The organism is Campylobacter concisus, assembly GCF_003048675.2.
In the GTDB taxonomy this organism is placed as follows: Bacteria; Campylobacterota; Campylobacteria; order Campylobacterales; family Campylobacteraceae; genus Campylobacter_A; species Campylobacter_A concisus_F.
On sequence record NZ_CP060707.1, the window covers coordinates 625,283 to 641,980 of the forward strand.

General features: G+C 40.8%; 16 protein-coding genes. 15 read left to right on the top strand and 1 reads right to left on the bottom strand.

Annotated features, from left to right (window positions below):
* Nucleotides 1–15: 15 nt before the first annotated feature.
* On the bottom strand, nt 16–390 hold the full coding sequence (locus CVT00_RS03155; protein ID WP_107915872.1) for a cupin domain-containing protein: 375 nt from the start codon (nt 388–390) through the stop codon (nt 16–18).
* A gap of 152 nt (nt 391–542) precedes the next feature.
* Here CVT00_RS03155 and CVT00_RS03160 point away from each other — a divergent pair, with 152 nt between their 5' ends.
* The 15 genes from CVT00_RS03160 (at nt 543) to CVT00_RS03230 (ending at nt 16,304) form a co-directional block, all read left to right on the top strand.
* On the top strand, nt 543–1,316 hold the full coding sequence (locus CVT00_RS03160) for an ABC transporter six-transmembrane domain-containing protein (RefSeq protein WP_107915874.1): 774 nt from the start codon (nt 543–545) through the stop codon (nt 1,314–1,316).
* Nucleotides 1,291–2,214 (top strand): cation diffusion facilitator family transporter, encoded by a 924-nt coding sequence (locus CVT00_RS03165; RefSeq protein WP_230853793.1) that lies wholly within the window; start codon nt 1,291–1,293, stop codon nt 2,212–2,214. The genes CVT00_RS03160 and CVT00_RS03165 overlap by 26 nt, the downstream gene beginning before the upstream one ends.
* 500 nt (nt 2,215–2,714) lie before the next feature.
* On the top strand, nt 2,715–4,505 hold the full coding sequence (gene lepA / locus CVT00_RS03170) for a translation elongation factor 4 (protein ID WP_107915878.1): 1,791 nt from the start codon (nt 2,715–2,717) through the stop codon (nt 4,503–4,505).
* A 195-nt stretch (nt 4,506–4,700) separates the two neighbouring features.
* Nucleotides 4,701–4,931, top strand: coding sequence for a 2-hydroxymuconate tautomerase family protein (locus CVT00_RS03175; protein WP_103566346.1), 231 nt, complete (start codon nt 4,701–4,703; stop codon nt 4,929–4,931).
* On the top strand, nt 4,925–5,647 hold the full coding sequence (locus tag CVT00_RS03180) for an outer membrane lipoprotein mapA precursor (RefSeq protein WP_021090057.1): 723 nt from the start codon (nt 4,925–4,927) through the stop codon (nt 5,645–5,647). Before CVT00_RS03175 ends, CVT00_RS03180 begins: the two co-directional genes overlap by 7 nt.
* Before the next feature lie 10 nt (nt 5,648–5,657).
* Nucleotides 5,658–6,215 carry a YajG family lipoprotein gene (locus CVT00_RS03185; protein ID WP_103617557.1) on the top strand — a complete coding sequence of 186 codons (558 nt, stop codon included), beginning with the start codon at nt 5,658–5,660 and terminating at the stop codon, nt 6,213–6,215.
* Nucleotides 6,215–6,784 carry a ComF family protein gene (locus CVT00_RS03190; protein ID WP_107915880.1) on the top strand — a complete coding sequence of 190 codons (570 nt, stop codon included), beginning with the start codon at nt 6,215–6,217 and terminating at the stop codon, nt 6,782–6,784. The genes CVT00_RS03185 and CVT00_RS03190 overlap by 1 nt, the downstream gene beginning before the upstream one ends.
* A gap of 114 nt (nt 6,785–6,898) precedes the next feature.
* Nucleotides 6,899–8,878 carry a methyl-accepting chemotaxis protein gene (locus CVT00_RS03195; protein ID WP_196376887.1) on the top strand — a complete coding sequence of 660 codons (1,980 nt, stop codon included), beginning with the start codon at nt 6,899–6,901 and terminating at the stop codon, nt 8,876–8,878.
* Between the two features lie 826 nt (nt 8,879–9,704).
* Nucleotides 9,705–12,485 (top strand): nitrate reductase catalytic subunit NapA, encoded by a 2,781-nt coding sequence (napA, locus tag CVT00_RS03200; RefSeq protein ID WP_107916028.1) that lies wholly within the window; start codon nt 9,705–9,707, stop codon nt 12,483–12,485.
* An 11-nt stretch (nt 12,486–12,496) separates the two neighbouring features.
* Nucleotides 12,497–13,255 (top strand): ferredoxin-type protein NapG, encoded by a 759-nt coding sequence (gene napG / locus CVT00_RS03205; protein WP_430516358.1) that lies wholly within the window; start codon nt 12,497–12,499, stop codon nt 13,253–13,255.
* A complete protein-coding gene (gene napH / locus CVT00_RS03210; RefSeq protein ID WP_107916032.1) occupies nt 13,252–14,043 on the top strand; it encodes a quinol dehydrogenase ferredoxin subunit NapH in 792 nt (263 codons plus the stop codon). The genes napG and napH overlap by 4 nt, the downstream gene beginning before the upstream one ends.
* Nucleotides 14,040–14,567 carry a nitrate reductase cytochrome c-type subunit gene (locus CVT00_RS03215; protein WP_012001478.1) on the top strand — a complete coding sequence of 176 codons (528 nt, stop codon included), beginning with the start codon at nt 14,040–14,042 and terminating at the stop codon, nt 14,565–14,567. Before napH ends, CVT00_RS03215 begins: the two co-directional genes overlap by 4 nt.
* Nucleotides 14,567–15,034 carry a 4Fe-4S ferredoxin gene (locus CVT00_RS03220; RefSeq protein WP_107916034.1) on the top strand — a complete coding sequence of 156 codons (468 nt, stop codon included), beginning with the start codon at nt 14,567–14,569 and terminating at the stop codon, nt 15,032–15,034. Before CVT00_RS03215 ends, CVT00_RS03220 begins: the two co-directional genes overlap by 1 nt.
* Nucleotides 15,031–15,966, top strand: coding sequence for a WD40 repeat domain-containing protein (locus CVT00_RS03225; protein ID WP_107916036.1), 936 nt, complete (start codon nt 15,031–15,033; stop codon nt 15,964–15,966). Before CVT00_RS03220 ends, CVT00_RS03225 begins: the two co-directional genes overlap by 4 nt.
* A complete protein-coding gene (locus tag CVT00_RS03230; RefSeq protein ID WP_103558441.1) occupies nt 15,963–16,304 on the top strand; it encodes a chaperone NapD in 342 nt (113 codons plus the stop codon). The genes CVT00_RS03225 and CVT00_RS03230 overlap by 4 nt, the downstream gene beginning before the upstream one ends.
* Nucleotides 16,305–16,698 lie beyond the last annotated feature (394 nt).

A 16,698-nucleotide genomic window follows, 5' to 3' on the forward strand; every position in this document is an offset into this window, starting at 1 on the left:
AATTTGTCTTTAAATTTAGAGCCAGCTTGGCTTTACGTCATCAACTATCACGCCGTCACTCATTGTGTATTGCTCTAGGCTACCGCGTTTTGTTTGGATGCAGATCATTTTGATGCCGTTTTTGCCAGCCCTAAAGCACCTTTTGCCATCTGGATCTATGCGCACCGCGTCGCCTTTGCTTACTTTTATCACTTCGCCGTCGATGAAAAGCTCGCCATCGCCCTCAATGATGATGTAAAGCTCCTCGTTTTGCTTGTGCGCATGGACAAATGGCACGCTCACGTTTGCTGGAAGCTCGTTTATAGATACCTCACAGCCAGTTAAATTTAAAGCCTCTTTTAGCTCAACTCTTGGCTCGTTTGTGATCTTTGCAACCTGATAATTTTTCATTTTGTTCTCCTTGTTTTTTGTGTTGTAATCTTTTTATTTACAACCGATGAGCGAAGTATAGTGATTTTTTGTTGTAATGTCAAGAGTTACAACAAAAATTTATCAAAATTTATAAATTTGAGCTAAAATTCGCAAAATTTTTAGGAGTAAATTTGCAAAATAACACCTTTAAAACGCTAAAGAGCATAGCGACCGAGCACAACAAAAAGCTCATTTTAACCTTTGCTTTAGTGTTAGCAGAGAACGGACTTTTTCTAGCATACCCGATATTTGCGAGCTTTGCGATCAATGCAATCATGCAAGGAAATACGTTAAATGCCCTCATTTACGCACTTTTTGTGCTCGTAGCGTGGCTTGTAGGAGCCATTAGGCGCCGCGTGGATACGCAAGTTTTTGCAAATATCTACGCAAAGCTTGCTGTAAATGTCATCATGAATGAAAAACAAAATGCCAAAGACGACTCCGCCATCATCGCCAGAGTAGCGCTCTCGCGAGAGTTTGTAAATTTCTTTGAGACGCATTTCCCTATGTTTTTTACATCGGTTATTTCGATCATCGGCTCAGCGTTTATGCTCATCTTTGTCGAGCCAAAGGTCGCTGTGGCGTGCTTTGTAGTGATGACCTTTTTTCTTATATTTTTACCAAGATATATCAAGAAAAATGACGACCTTTATCTTCGCTTAAATGACCGCCTAGAAAAAGAGGCAAAGGTGATAGGTGTTTTTAATAAAAGCACGCTAAATAGGCACTATGATGTCGTTTCTAAATTTCGTATAGCGATCTCAAACAGGGAAGCGATGAGCTATTTTATTATCAGTCTTGACGACTCGCCAAAGCTCATCGAAGAGTTTTCAAATTTAAAAGATATCGGTAAGAGGGTCGACGCCCAAAAGAAGGACAATGATGCACAACAAGAGCGTTCTTAGAAATTCGTTTTTTCTAATTTTCACGTTTATGATAGTTGAGGCCGTTTTTGGCTTCGTTTCAAACTCGCTTGCGCTTATTAGCGACGCATTTCACATGCTCTCAGACGCCGCGGCTCTCTTTTTGTCGCTGGTCGCTTTTAAGATCGCAGAAAAAAGGGCAAATTTGCAAAAGACTTTTGGCTACAAAAGGGTCGAGATAATCGCTGCTTTCATAAATGCTATCGCTCTTATCGCGCTTGCTATCTTTGTCGTAGTTGAAGCGATCATTAGGCTTTTTAACGAGCCAGAGATCAAAGCTGAAACGATGCTTTTTGTTAGTATTTTGGGGCTTGTGATAAATTTAGTCGTGGCTATTTACATGCACAAAAGTGCTGATACAAAAGAAAATTTAAACATGAAAGGTGCTTATCTGCACGTGCTTGGTGACACGCTTGGCTCGGTTGGAGCGATCGTTGCAGCGCTTCTTGTGATGAAATTTGACTTCACGCAGGCTGACAGCATCGCAAGTATCTTTGTATCGATACTCATCATAAAAAGCGGTGCTAGCTTGCTAAAAGATAGCTTTAATATCCTAATCGAAGCTGTGCCGCTTAAGCTTGATACTGATGAAATTTTAGGCGTTATAAAGGGCGTAGATGGCGTTAAAATCGTGCATGATCTGCATATATGGGCGATAAATGCCGGCACAAATGCGCTCATAGCTCATGTAGTGGTGGATGACGCGCTAAGCGTAGCTGAAATTTCAAAGATGATAAAGCGCATCGAGCACGAGCTTTCTCACGTTGGCATCGGCCACGTCACGCTTCAGTTTGAGAGCGAGAGCCTTGGGCACAAAGACGATCTCATCTGCGAGCTAAAAAGCGAGCATAAAGACGAGCACTTTGGGCATCATCACTAAAATTTGAGTGAAATTTGACGTAAAAGAGTTAAATTTAATGTTGCGTATAAAATAATTGTCTAATAGTCGTCAATTTGTGCTTTTATTGGTAGCAGTTTTGTTGTATTAAATTTGCAGTAGCCTTGATCTGTGCTCTATTTTGCATGAAAAAGGATTATATATTTATTTTGTTGGTGGTGCTAAATTTTGCTCTATATTTTAATGTCATAGACACCCCTTTTGAACAACCAGAGCTTTGGACTTATCACGTGCCAGCGCTTGCAAATGCGACTTATGGGCTTAAAGTTTTAGTTTATGCCTCGGCATTTTTAGGCTTTTTGCCACTTGTGGCTTGTGCCTATTTTTTTATATTCACTTTGCGTTGTGCTCTGCGCTTTGTGTAAAAGTTTAAGAGCTAAATTTGAGCTTTAAATTTAAGCCTTGCTAGCCTAGCAAACTCATTTTTACTCAACTTTAACGATTTTTTTTATAAAATCGCCTAAAATTTAACTAGGGATTTCATGAAAAACATTAGAAATTTTAGCATCATCGCTCATATCGACCACGGCAAAAGCACGCTTGCTGACCGTCTCATTCAGGAGTGTGGCGCTGTTAGCGACCGTGAGATGAGCTCGCAGATCATGGATACGATGGATATAGAAAAAGAGCGTGGCATTACGATCAAAGCCCAATCTGTCCGCCTAAACTACGCACTAAATGGGCAAAATTTTGTTCTAAATTTGATAGACACCCCAGGACACGTTGATTTTAGCTACGAGGTGAGCCGCTCTTTGGCTAGTTGCGAGGGCGCACTACTTGTCGTGGATGCTTCTCAGGGCGTGGAGGCGCAAACCATCGCAAACGTCTATATCGCACTTGAAAATAACCTAGAGATCATCCCAGTCATCAATAAGATCGACCTACCAGCGGCTGACCCTGCTAGGGTAAAAGACGAGATCGAGCACATCATCGGACTTGACTGCTCAGGAGCTATCGAAGTGAGCGCAAAAACAGGCGTTGGCATAAAAGAGCTGCTTGAAGCGATCATCATGAGGATCCCTGCACCAAATGGCGATGCTAGCAAGCCTACAAAGGCGCTCATTTACGATAGTTGGTTTGACAACTATCTTGGCGCGCTTGCTCTTGTGCGCGTTTATGATGGTGTAATTTCAAAAAATGATGAAATTTTGGTCATGGGCACGGGCAAAAAACATATCGTGCTTGACCTTATGTACCCAAATCCGATCGCACCGATCAAGACTAAAACGCTTAGCGCTGGCGAGGTTGGTATCGTTGTTTTGGGGCTTAAAAACGTTAGCGACGTGCAAGTTGGAGATACGATAACGCGGTCAAGAAATCCCTTAAAAGAGCCAGTTGGCGGCTTTGAGAGGGCTAAGCCGTTTGTATTTGCGGGACTTTATCCTATTGAAACTGATAAATTTGAAGATCTGCGTGACGCTCTGGATAAGCTAAAGCTAAATGACAGCTCCATTAGTTATGAGCCAGAGACCTCGGTCGCACTTGGATTTGGCTTTAGGGTTGGTTTTTTGGGTCTTCTTCATATGGAGGTCGTCAAAGAGAGGCTGGAGCGTGAGTTTGACCTTGATCTCATCGCCACAGCGCCGACTGTGACTTATGAAGTCATCCAAACTGATGGGCTAAATTTAAAAATTCAAAACCCAAGCCAGCTACCACCAGTCAATAAAATAGACTCTATCCTTGAGCCATACGTGAAGGCCACTATCATCACGCCAAGCGAGTTTTTGGGCAACATCATCACGCTTTTGAACAACCGCCGTGGCATACAAACAAAGATGGACTACATTACGACTGACCGCGTATTACTCGAGTATGACATACCGATGAATGAGATCGTGATGGACTTTTATGACAAGCTAAAATCAAGCACCAAAGGCTACGCGAGCTTTGACTACGAGCCTAGCGACTACCGCGTGGGTGATCTAGTAAAGCTTGATGTAAAAGTAGCTGGCGAAACGGTCGATGCGCTCTCTATCATCGTGCCTGAGAGCAAGGCGCAGACAAAGGGCAGGGACTTTGTAAAGGCGATGAAAGAGATCGTGCCACGTCAGCTCTTTGAGGTGGCGATACAAGCGAGTATCGGCAACAAAATCATAGCTCGTGAAACCGTAAAATCAATGGGTAAAAACGTCACAGCCAAGTGCTACGGCGGCGATATCACTCGTAAGAGGAAGTTGCTTGAGAAGCAAAAAGAGGGTAAGAAGAGGATGAAGGCGATAGGAAAGGTAAATTTGCCGCAAGAAGCCTTTTTGAGCGTTTTAAAAATAGACTAATGCGTTGTCTCGCTTTGTCATACTTCGTTGTGACTAAAATTTACTCGGTCATTACCTGCCATGGTAACTCCCGTCGTAAATTTTACCCACGCCTCGTCTGACTTTGCGATACTGCCGCAGCAAGGATCTTATTTTGGCAAATAGGTTTTTGATTAAATTTAAAATGCTAAATTTACGTGAAATTAAGGAAGCATCATGCCATTTGTGAAAATTTGCGTGACAAAAGAGAATGATAGCCCAAGTGTGGAGCAAAAAGAGAAGATGATAAGCGGAGTTACAAAACTAATAAGCGAAATTTTAGGTAGAAGCGCTCAAAATACCGTTGTCATTATCGATGAGATCGATACGAACAACTACGGCATCGCTGGCGAGAGCGTGAAAAATCTCCGCAAAAAACAAAAAGAGCAAAAGGAAGTGAAATGCTAAGAGCGACATTATTAGCAATTTTTGCAGCCGTCTTTCTAACTGGCTGCGTGGCAAAAGCTAGCCTTTGTCTATCGTGCGAGGGCATAGACGGCGTGCAAAGTGCAAGCATAAGTAGCGAAGATAAGACCTATTTTGAAGAGGTTATGAGGATCCCAGCTGACTGCAGCGCTTGCAGGGGCAGGGGCGATGGCGTCTTTATAAATGGCGTCAAGTATAGAAGCGACGTGGCGATAAATTGCTGCTTGGAAAAAAATATGATCGACATAAATGTTGGGCTAAAAAAGGTATATTTTCATAGGATCGTGGATGCTAGAAGCAGCGCAAGGTCGATTTATTACACAAGAGAAGATGGTAGTGGCGTAGTCTTTAACTCAAACCCACGCCTTGAAGTGCTCTTTTATATGTTTTTAAAACGTGAGCTAAATTCGCGTGGCATCGTGGTCGTGGATACGCAAACATCGCCTTATACATATAGGCTTGATTTTAGATTTGACGAGCTTAGAGGCACTTACTCAAGAAGCTCAGAAATTTTAAACGGACATCTATACGGCGAGCTCGTGCTTTCAGATATAAATTTCAAAAAACGAATTCCTATCTCGACTAGACACCACGTGGAGGAGCTTGAGGCGTCAAAAAGTGGTCAGTTTGACTTCTTTATCGCGCTTTTAGTCAAGCAAGCTGCCATAAAAGTGGCTGATGAGATCACTAAACTTTGAAAGGAAAAATATGAGTAAATTTAAATTTCTAGCTATCTTTGGACTTTTTGTCCTATTTTTGAGCGGTTGTGCGCCTACTCAGACAGTAGTTGCCTTCGATCCTTACAAAACTGCTGCAAGTCAGCAAGCTAACGGCCTTGAAGTCTATATAAGCGCGGTGCATGATAATCGCAAAAACAAAAGCACTATTGCAACTATAACCGATGGTAGAGGCACTGTAAAAGAGTATGTCGTGCTTCAAAACGATCTTGCGACTTACTTTAGCGACTCTCTTAAAAGAGAGCTTGCAGCACGTGGCGCAAATGTAAATGGCATGGGTGGCGTTGTGGTTGAAGTTTTCATAAACGAATTTGAAGCAAATATGAGCGGATATAACAGCGACAACACAAGGGGCAAGATAAAGATCACTCTTAAAATCCAAAAAGGCGATCAAAGCATCATCAAAAATATCTCAAACAACCAAACCAAATTTGAGCTAGTTCGCACTGGCGGAGCATTTAAGCCATTCTTAACAGACATCATAAATGACGCTGTTAAGCGCTCTGCGATCGCTATCTTAAATAGCTGATGTTTTGTGCGTTTTGCAAGAGCTTTACGCTAAAGACATTTTGTAAAACCTGCTCGCAAATTTTAAGCGAGCCAAGCCCTGTGGCAAGAGAGCTGGAGGGCTTTAAAATTTATAGCTTTTACGGCTACTCTGAGATCAAAGAGCTCATCTACTCAAAGCACCAAATGCACGGACTTTTTATCTATAAAAATTTAGCCAAATTTGCTTTTAAGAAATTTGCTAAAAGCTTTAGCTTTCCAGAGCAAATTTATGCTCTGCCGATAGATGATAGAGTGCATCATGGCTACTCGCACACGGCTATTTTGGCAAATGAACTTCGTGCTAAAAACCTTAAACCCATCTTTCACGCCCTGCATGCGACAAGCAACGTCAGCTACAGCGGCAAGGATCTTAAATTTAGACAAAACAATCCAAGAAATTTTAAAATTTTAAAAAAGATCACGGCGCCAGTTATCTTGATAGATGACATCGTAACCACTGGCACAACGATACTAGAAGCTAGAGATACGCTCCAAAAAGCAGGCGTTGATGTGCTTTTTGCGCTTGTTTTAGCAGATGCTAGAAACTAAAATTTATGTGAAATTTGACTTGAAATTTCACACCTAAATAATTGTAAATAGCTATTAACCATAAAAATTTTTTGCCGATATAAAGATAAAATTTTACACAAAGGGATTTTGTTTATGAAAAAAGCAGCAAACAAGATTGCACTCATTATCGTGGTGCTTTTAGTTGTCTCGCTTGGCGTGTTTTCAACGGTGAATTACACAAATACCAAGGAGAGGATTTACGATCTAGCAAAGGAGTCTAAGACTTCATCTTCAAAAGTTTTGCAGTTTTATATGAATGCATTTTTTGAAGACAAGCTTGCAGCCGTTCAAAATTTTGCTAGTTACATCGAGGCGCATCCGCAAATTTTAGATGACAAAGAGGCTTTAGAAAAAGTGCTGATGAACGCAGCACAGGTTACTGATTTTTCTGAGTTTTACTTTGGTTATGCGGCTGATGGTGCTGTTTATAACGCTGTGCTTGATGGCAAAGAGCGTAAATTTATGGTTTTTGATCAGAGAAAAAACTATGATGCGAGGATTAAAGGCTGGTACAAGGACGCTATTGCAAAAGAGGGCATTATCTTTTCAGCTCCATATACAAGCTCAGCTGGTGGCTTAAATTTAACTATCGCTAAAAAGATAGTTGTTGATGGCAAGGTTGTTGGTGTCTTTGGCGTGGATATGGGCATAGATAAGCTTGACAATGAGCTTAATAAGATAAAACCAACTCCAAGTAGCGCGATAGCTTTATTTGATCTAGAGCATAAAAAGATAATTCATTTTGTTCATAAGGATCTTGTTTTATCTGATGCTAGCGAAGCTATGAAGATCATTGACGACTACTCAAACGAGTATAAGAAAAATGGAGATAAAACATTTACTTACAATCTTAGAGGCACAGAGAGGCTTCTTGCTTGCGAGCTTTACGATCAAGCAAACTGGCTTGTGTGCTCTGCAAACTCTTGGAGCGATTATGACGCAAGCCTTAGCAAAACACTTGTCTCACAAGTCATCTCATCAGTTATATTTATAATAGTCATCGTAGCGCTTCTTATATTTATCGTTAGCAGATCGCTTAAGCCACTCTCAAAGATATCTGATTCGCTTATTTCGTTCTTTAAATTTCTAAACTACGAGATCAAAGAGCCAGTTAAGTCAAATATCGTTTCTAAAGATGAATTTGGCGTTATGTCTTCTCTTATAAACGAAAACATCCAAAAGATCCAAACATCTAAAGAAAAAGAAAACACCTTCATCCAAAAAGCCAACACCTTTGTAAATGAGATAAAAGATGGTAACTATGAAGCAAGCTTAGAAGCTGATACTAATAACCCAGCTCTAAATCAACTAAAAAGCACATTTAAAGATCTACAACTTGCTCTTAAAAATGCAATATCAAGTAATGGTAAAGATGTACTTGATCTACTAAACACTTATAAAAACCAAGACTTTACAAAAAGACTTGATGATGATGGTAAGATAGCAAGTGGTATAAACTCTCTAGGCATAGAAATATCTAAAATGCTAAATGACAATCTAAACCAAGCTCAAGTACTAGAAGAAAAAGCTAAACTTCTAGCAAGCTCAGTTTCTAAAGTAGCAAGCTCAGCAAACACTCAAGCAAATAGCTTACAAGAAAGTGCTGCTGCAGTTGAACAAATGTCTAGCTCAATGAATGCCATCTCTCAAAAGACAGCTGATGTTATAAGACAATCAGATGAAATTAAAAACATCATAACTATCATTAGAGATATAGCAGATCAAACAAACCTTCTAGCTCTTAATGCTGCAATTGAAGCTGCACGTGCAGGAGAACATGGTAGAGGATTTGCCGTTGTTGCTGATGAAGTAAGAAAGCTAGCTGAGAGAACTCAAAAATCTCTAGGTGAGATAGAAGCAAATACAAATGTATTAGCTCAATCAATAAATGAGATGAGTGAATCAATCAAAGAGCAAAGTGAAGGCATAAATATGATAAATCAATCAGTTGCTCAAATAGATCATCTAACAAAAGAGAATGTGGTAGTTGCTAACCAAGCTAATGAAGTCACATCAGAAGTAGATGAGATGGCTAAAGCTATAGTTGAAGAGGTTAGGAAGAAGAGGTTTTAACTTCTTAATAAACAAACTTAAATTTGTTTAAACAAGACTACAAAACAAATTATAAATTTTATTATTAAGGGGGAAGAGGCTTGAATTACGGTCTGCTTGCAGTTGCGAGCCTGCGAAGCAAAAGAGCTCCCTTCCCCCTTAACAAATCCTCCAACCCCTACGACGTTCAAGGTGCATGCAATGGTGCTGAAGCACTGCATGCGTTTTATGACAAAGAAACTTCAAGTAAATTTTAAAATTTCATGAACGAGTAATTTCGGCTCTAAAATTTGAGCTAAGAGGTAAGCGAAGCCAAATTTTAGTAGTCAATTCTTGCGAGTGAGTGAAAGTTTAAAATTTGCTTTTAGATATAAATTTATTAAAAGGGAGACAAGGGGGCTTAAACTACGCTCTGCTTGCAGTTGCGAGCTAGTGAAGCAAAGCCCGTCTCCTTATCCCTTTTTATCCTCTTTCACCGGGTTTATGCTTGAGGAGGGCTTTAAATTAATCTATAAAAATAATTAAGATATTTAATAAATTACACTATTTACCAAATAAAACATAATTTTCATCCTATTATATGTGTTACATTTCTACTCAGCTATTTAAATAAATTATAATTTATTTTTTAAGATTTACTTGTAAAATCCCCATAAATATGTAGAAAAATTGCTTTAAACTATCACATCATCTCTTTTATCAAGGGCTATTTATATAAATTTTCTTAAACTAATATGTAATTTTATATTTTAAGTTTATTAAAAATTTTATCTATGTAAATCAGGGGTAAATAAGTTTAATGAGGATAATATCTATTAAATTTGTTTAAATCTTTTAAGGAGAAAAAATGAATCGACGAGATTTCATCAAAAGTGCTGCAGCTAGTGCTGCTTGTGCTAGTGCCGGTATCGCTGTGCCAAGCTCGCTAAGTGCGGCAAATGAAGCTGAAAAAGGCTGGCGTTGGGATAAGGCTGCCTGTAGATTTTGTGGAACCGGATGTGGCATCATGGTTGCTACAAAAGAGGGCAAGATAGTAGCCGTAAAAGGCGATCCAGAAGCACCAGTAAATCGCGGTCTAAACTGCATCAAAGGCTACTTTAACGCTAAGATCATGTACGGCGAAGATAGGATCACTCATCCACTTTTGCGCGTAAATGAAAAGGGCGAATTTGACAAAAAAGGCAAATTTAAGCAAGTAAGCTGGAAGCAAGCATTTGACGTGATGGAAGCTCAGTTTAGAAAGACTTATAACGAGCTTGGACCTCACGGTATCGGCGTGCTTGGCTCTGGTCAATACACAATCCCAGAGGGCTACGCAGCAGTTAAGCTTATAAAGGGCGGCTTTAGAAGCAACAGCATCGATCCAAACGCAAGACACTGTATGGCAAGTGCGGTTGTTGGCTTTATGCAAGTTTTTGGTATCGATGAGCCAGCAGGCTGCTTTGATGACATCGAGCTAACAGATACCATCATAGCTTGGGGAGCAAATATGGCTGAGATGCACCCGATCCTTTGGGCACGCGTGAGCGATAGAAAGCTTAGTGATCCTGATAGAGTAAAGGTTGTAAATTTAAGCACCTACTCAACTAGAACATCAAATTTAGCCGATATCGAGATCATTTTTGCTCCGTCATCTGACCTTGCTATCTGGAACTACATCGCTCGTGAGATAGTCTATAATCACCCTGAGATGATCGATGAAGAATTTGTTAAAAAACACTGTGTCTTCACAACTGGTCCAGCTGACATCGGATATGGCTTACGTCCAGACATCCACCACAAAAAATATGCTCCAAGCGAGCTAGACACCGCAGCGACTGAGAAGTCAAAGGTGTTAAGCGAGGCTGAGGGTGTTACACTTGCATATCTTGGACTAAAAGCTGGCGATACACTAGAAAACAAAAATGCTGCCAAGGCTGATGCACACTGGCAAATAACATTTGAAGAGTTTAAAAAAGCTCTTGCGCCTTACACACTTGACTTTACAGCTAAGGTAGCAAAAGGCGATCCAAACGAAGATATCAATGAATTTAAGAAAAAACTAAAAGCACTTGCTGATCTTTACATCGAGAAAAACCGCAAAGTCGTTAGCTTCTGGACTATGGGCTTTAACCAACACCAACGTGGCACATGGGTAAATGAGCAAGCTTATATGGTGCATTTCTTGCTCGGCAAGCAAGCACTCCCAGGCTCAGGCGCCTTTTCTCTAACTGGCCAACCAAGTGCGTGCGGAACTGCAAGAGAGGTTGGAACATTCGTTCACCGCTTACCAGCTGATATGGTCGTCGCTAATCCAAAACACAGAGAGATCACTGAAAAACTTTGGAAACTTCCTGCTGGCACACTAAGCGGCACTCCAGGCTCACACTATGTAAAAATGATGCGTGATCTTGAAGATGGCAAGGTTAAATTTATCTGGGTTCAAGTAAATAACCCATGGCAAAACACTGCAAACGCAAACCACTGGATCAAAGCAGCTCGCGAAATGGACAACTTCATCGTCGTAAGTGACCCTTATCCAGGAATTTCTGCAAAAGTAGCTGACCTTATCCTCCCAACTGCGATGATCTACGAAAAATGGGGCGCATACGGTAATGCTGAGAGAAGGACACAGCACTGGAGACAGCAAGTGCTCCCTGTTGGCGAAGCGATGCCTGATATCTGGCAAATGCTTGAGTTTAGTAAACGCTTTAAGCTAAAAGATGTTTGGGGTGAGAAAAAAGTAAATGACAAAGTGACACTTCCAAGCGTGCTTGAAGCTGCAAAAGCTATGGGATATAGCGAAGAAGATACGCTATTTGACGTGCTTTTTGCAAATGAAGATGCTAAGAAATTTAGCGCAAATGATCCGATCATGGAAAACTACGACAATACAGAAGTCTTTGGCGACAGCAGAAAAGTTATCGGCTCTGATGGTAAAGAATTTAAAGGATATGGATTTTTCATCCACAAATATCTTTGGGAAGAGTATAGAAAATTTGGCGTTGGTCACGGTCACGACCTAGCTGACTTTGACACTTACCACAGAGTAAGAGGTCTAAGATGGCCGGTAGTTGATGGCAAAGAGACTCAGTGGAGATTTAACACTAAATTTGACCCATACGCTAAAAAAGCTGCTCCAAATGATAAATTTGCATTCTACGGCAACAAAAACGCAGCCCTTCCAACAGGCGATCTAAAAGGCGTAAAAAATCAAGAGAAAACTCCTCTTGCAAACAAAGCAAAAATTTTCTTCCGCCCTTACATGGATCCATGCGAGATGCCAAGCAAAGATTATCCATTCTGGCTATGTACTGGCCGTGTCCTAGAGCACTGGCATACAGGTACGATGACTATGCGTGTTCCTGAGCTTTATAGAGCCGTCCCAGAGGCACTTTGCTACATGCACGAAGATGACGCTAAAAAGCTTGGCGTGCTTCAAAATGAGATCGTTTGGGTCGAGTCACGCCGCGGAAAGGTAAAAGCAAGGGTAGATCTAAAAGGTAGAAATAAGCCGCCAGTAGGTCTTGTTTATGTGCCTTTCTTTGACGAAAACGTATTTATAAATAAAGTCTGCCTTGACGCTACTTGCCCGATCTCAAAAGAGACAGACTATAAAAAGTGCGCGGTTAAAATTTACAAGGCATAAAAGTGGCTGATATGGAATTTTCAAGTAGGCGTGAAGCTTTGAAATTTGGAGCTAAGGCAGCGATCTTAGCTCTTGGCGGAGGCTTTGTGTGGTCACTTAGTGCCAAAGCCTCACCGCTTATACTTCTTAGACCGCCTGGTGCGAAAGCAGAGGAGCAGTTTTTAAAGAGCTGTATCAAATGCGGGCTTTGTGTAGAGGCCTGTCCATTTGATACGCTAAAACTCGCTACTCTTGAAGATGGTATAAGTGTCGGTACGCCTTATTTTGAGCCTAGAAAAATTCCTTGTCATATGTGCGAGCATATCCCTTGCGTGCCAGCCTGTCCGACTGGGGCACTGGACGCAAATTTAGTTAGCACAGCTGGCAAACTAGACATAAATAAAGCCAAAATGGGCGTTGCAGTGGTCGATATGAAAAACTGCGTGGCATACTGGGGCATACAGTGCGATGCTTGCTACAGATCCTGTCCGCTCATAGATAAGGCCTTGTATCTTGAGTATCGCCGCAACGAAAGGACGCAAAAGCATGCATTTTTACTCCCAGTAGTTGATAGCGATATCTGCACAGGATGCGGCGTATGCGAACGAGCCTGTATCACCGAAAAAGCAGCCATTACTGTGCTAAACCGTGAGGTTGTGCTTGGTAAAGTTGGCGATAACTACGTCAAAGGCTGGATAAAAGAAGATGAAAGGCGCGTGGATGATGCCAACAGCAAGATAAAGCTCGACATCAAAAAGGCGACTGACTATCTAAATGGCGGTGAGCTATGAAATTTTTAATCTTAAGACGAATAACTCAAATTTCTATCCTAGTGCTATTTATCCTAGGAAATGTTTATGGAGTTAAGATACTTAGCGGAAATTTAAGCTCATCTTTGCTTTTTGGACAAATTCCACTAAGCGATCCATTTGCGGTGCTTCAAATTTTACTAGCAGGCTTTAGCGTAGGCATAAATGCAATAATTGGCGCTATTATCGTCTTTGCATTTTACGCGCTCATCGCCCCAAGGGCATTTTGCTCGTGGGTTTGCCCAGTAAATTTACTAACCGACATTGCTTACAAGCTAAGAGAGAAATTTGGCTTTAAGGGTGAGAAAATTTTAAACGTAAGTAAAAATTTGCGCTACTACTTGCTAGCGCTCACTCTTATCTTAAGCCTTGCTCTGTCAATGCCAGCGTTTGAGAGCATTAGCTTTGTTGGTATCATCCAGCGTGGCATCATCTACGGCTCAGTTAGCGCCATTGGCATCGCCATTGGCATAGTTGCCTTTGATATGTTCGTGCTAAAGCGCGGAATTTGCTCACACATCTGCCCTCTTGGTGCATTTTACGCGGTGATATCAAAATTTGCACTCATCAGAGTAAAACACGACGCAAATGCCTGCACAAAATGTATGAAGTGCAAGCTCGTCTGCCCAGAGGTGCAAGTGCTAGATATGATAGGTAAAGAGAGCCGCGCGGTTAGCTCAAGCGAGTGCATAAGCTGCGGTAGATGCATCGACGTTTGCGGCGACGGGGCGTTAAATTTTAGTATTAGAAATTTAAGGAGAGAAAAATGAAAATGAAAATAATGGCGCTTGGAGCACTATGCGCTGCCTTTTTAGCGGCATGTGCATTGAATAATCCAAGCATTAGCGATTCGCAAATCGGCCTTAGAAATGTCGATTTGTTAGATGATAAAGACGTTGTTTTAAAAGACATCAACTACACAAAAGAGCCAGCGGGTATGGCAAAGAGATTTGACAGATCTTTTGAAAATGCACCTCCGTTTATCCCACACGACACTGAGGGTTTGGTGCCTATCACAAAAGATTCAAATATGTGCGTAACCTGCCACATGCCTGAGTTTGCAAAAGATAGCGGAGCTACTCCTATCCCAGCTTCTCACCTTTATGACATCAGAAACAAAAAAGATCTTGCAGGCAAGCTTGATGATGAGAGATATAACTGTACAACTTGCCACGTCGAACAACAAAATGGTGTAACTCAGCTTGTTGGCAATAAATTTAAGCCTGACTTTAGAGATAAAAACGGCTCACATAAGTCAAATTTACTAGACGTTTTAAATGACGGCGTTAAGTAATGCAAAGCAGGCGAGAGCTAATTAGTAAAATTTTGGGGGCAAAACCTGCTCCCAAATTTATAGATCCACCATTTTTTAGCGGAGAATTTGACTGCGCAGGATGCGATGCTAGCTGCGTAAGTGCGTGTGAAAAAGAGCTTCTTAGCTTTGAAAATGAAAGAGTTGTTTTTAAAGTTAAAAAGCTAGGCTGCGACTTTTGCGAAGAGTGCGCGAAAGCTTGTCAAAGTAGTGGTCACCTGACACTAAGCTTAAACTCGCCAAAGAGCATAAACGCAAAGGTTAGCATAAACGTCGCTAGCTGCCTAGCGTGGAATGACACGATTTGCTACAACTGCCTTGATGCTTGTAAATTTAAAGCGGTTGAGTTTCTTGGTGTTTTTCGCCCTATAATCAATCAAAATTGCGTCAGCTGCGGCGAGTGCTTTGATGTTTGTTTTAAAAATTCGCTTGAGATGGAGGCTTTATGAGAGTTTTATTTTTCTTTTTTTGCTTGTTAAATTTTGTCTTTGCAAATGAGATCACAACGCCTATTAAAGAGATAGAAGCTAGTGCAAATGTGCTTGGCACCACGCTGATAAATGGCAAACTTTTTATCGCAACTGATGGTGGCACGGTTGAAATTTACGATCCAAAAGAGTCTAAATTTGATGAGATCATCAAAATGGATGATATAAAAACCTACGTTAGCGACCATGAGAGGCCAAAAATTTTAAATGTCGATGAGCTAAATGGCAAGATGCTCATCCTAAGCGAGGGTGACTACGCCACAAAGGTGCTTTATATAAGAGAAAATGGGCAGATGAGAAGCATAAAAATGGCTAATCAAGCGATAAAAAAGGCTCTATTTTTAGATGATGAGCATATAGCACTTGCCTCAATCAGCAATGAAATTTACTTTTTAAATCTAAAAAGTGGCGAAATTTATAATAGCTTTAAGATCTCTATCGCGATGCTCTCAGACATGGAGATAAGCGAAGATAGAGGCACGCTAGCGATCGCTTGTGAGAGTGGCAAGGTCTATTTTTACAACGTTCGCACTAAAAAGATGGACAAAATTTTAGACATCCATACTGATAATATCTACGACATCGCCTACAAAAATGGCGTCATGATCAGCGGAGGCACCGATAGGATCGCTGGCATCTTCTCAGCTGGAACGCTAAAAAAGATAAATACTGGCTTTTTGGTTTATGGTGTTGGGCTTAGTAGCGACGGTAAGATCGCAGCGTATATGAGCGACGAGATGAGCGATGTAAATTTGGTTGATAGCGTCACTTTGGATAAGATCGCGATGCTAAAAACTGGTCAAAGCACGATAAATAGCATAGTTTTCATAAGCGACAACGAGGTCGTAACCTCTGCTTATGAGAAGAAAATTTTATTTTGGAGAGTTAGATGAATATTTCAAGCCTGATAGTCTATACAGATAATAAAAATGAGAGCGTCAAAAGCGAAATAAGCAAACTAAAAGAGTGCGAGATCATCACTGACGCAGAAGATAGGATCGTGGTGGTCGTTAGCTCAGAGAGCATCGAAGATGAGATCAGAGTTTTTAAGATGATAGAGGGCATTAGCGGCGTGGTGAGCGTTGCGATGGTTTATAGCTATCAAGAGGACGCCGAGGAAAATAGAGAAAGGCTTGAAGCAAACGGCAAGATAAGTGAAATTTTGACAAGCGATGACGTAAAAGCCGAAGATATCGCATATGGCGGTAGCGTGCATTATAAGGTGAGATAAATTTAAATTTTTGTTTTGGGGTGTAAATTTAAACTTTAGTAAGCCCAAACAAATTTCAAATTTAACATAGCAAATCGCATGCAGTGCACCAGCACCATTGCATGCCACTTCTAACGTGCGAGGGGATTGGGGGATTTAAAAAGGGGGATAAGGGGACGGCTTCGTAATTCAAGTCCCCTTTTCTCCCTTTTGATAAATTTACATCTCAAAGCAAATTTTAAAACTTTACTCACTCGCCTTAGCAACTTACCAAATTTAGGTCTCATAGCCATTCGCCACTAAATTTAGAAGAGTGATATGCTCGTTCATAAATTTTAAAATTTATTTGAAGCTTTTTGTATGTTAAATTTAAAGTTTAAAATTTAAAGTGGCTATATAAATGATTAAATTTAAA

Bases quoted from the DNA above. Each gene is read 5' to 3' on its own strand.
- CVT00_RS03180 (WP_021090057.1), top strand. From the start codon at position 4,925: ATGCTAAGAGCGACATTATTAGCAATTTTTGCAGCCGTCTTTCTAACT.
- CVT00_RS03175 (WP_103566346.1), top strand. From the start codon at position 4,701: ATGCCATTTGTGAAAATTTGCGTGACAAAAGAGAATGATAGCCCAAGT.
- CVT00_RS03155 (WP_107915872.1), bottom strand. From the start codon at position 390: ATGAAAAATTATCAGGTTGCAAAGATCACAAACGAGCCAAGAGTTGAG.
- CVT00_RS03165 (WP_230853793.1), top strand. From the start codon at position 1,291: ATGATGCACAACAAGAGCGTTCTTAGAAATTCGTTTTTTCTAATTTTC.
- napA (WP_107916028.1), top strand. From the start codon at position 9,705: ATGAATCGACGAGATTTCATCAAAAGTGCTGCAGCTAGTGCTGCTTGT.
- lepA (WP_107915878.1), top strand. From the start codon at position 2,715: ATGAAAAACATTAGAAATTTTAGCATCATCGCTCATATCGACCACGGC.
- CVT00_RS03190 (WP_107915880.1), top strand. From the start codon at position 6,215: ATGTTTTGTGCGTTTTGCAAGAGCTTTACGCTAAAGACATTTTGTAAA.
- napH (WP_107916032.1), top strand. From the start codon at position 13,252: ATGAAATTTTTAATCTTAAGACGAATAACTCAAATTTCTATCCTAGTG.
- CVT00_RS03195 (WP_196376887.1), top strand. From the start codon at position 6,899: ATGAAAAAAGCAGCAAACAAGATTGCACTCATTATCGTGGTGCTTTTA.
- CVT00_RS03215 (WP_012001478.1), top strand. From the start codon at position 14,040: ATGAAAATGAAAATAATGGCGCTTGGAGCACTATGCGCTGCCTTTTTA.
- CVT00_RS03230 (WP_103558441.1), top strand. From the start codon at position 15,963: ATGAATATTTCAAGCCTGATAGTCTATACAGATAATAAAAATGAGAGC.
- CVT00_RS03220 (WP_107916034.1), top strand. From the start codon at position 14,567: ATGCAAAGCAGGCGAGAGCTAATTAGTAAAATTTTGGGGGCAAAACCT.
- CVT00_RS03225 (WP_107916036.1), top strand. From the start codon at position 15,031: ATGAGAGTTTTATTTTTCTTTTTTTGCTTGTTAAATTTTGTCTTTGCA.
- CVT00_RS03185 (WP_103617557.1), top strand. From the start codon at position 5,658: ATGAGTAAATTTAAATTTCTAGCTATCTTTGGACTTTTTGTCCTATTT.
- napG (WP_430516358.1), top strand. From the start codon at position 12,497: ATGGAATTTTCAAGTAGGCGTGAAGCTTTGAAATTTGGAGCTAAGGCA.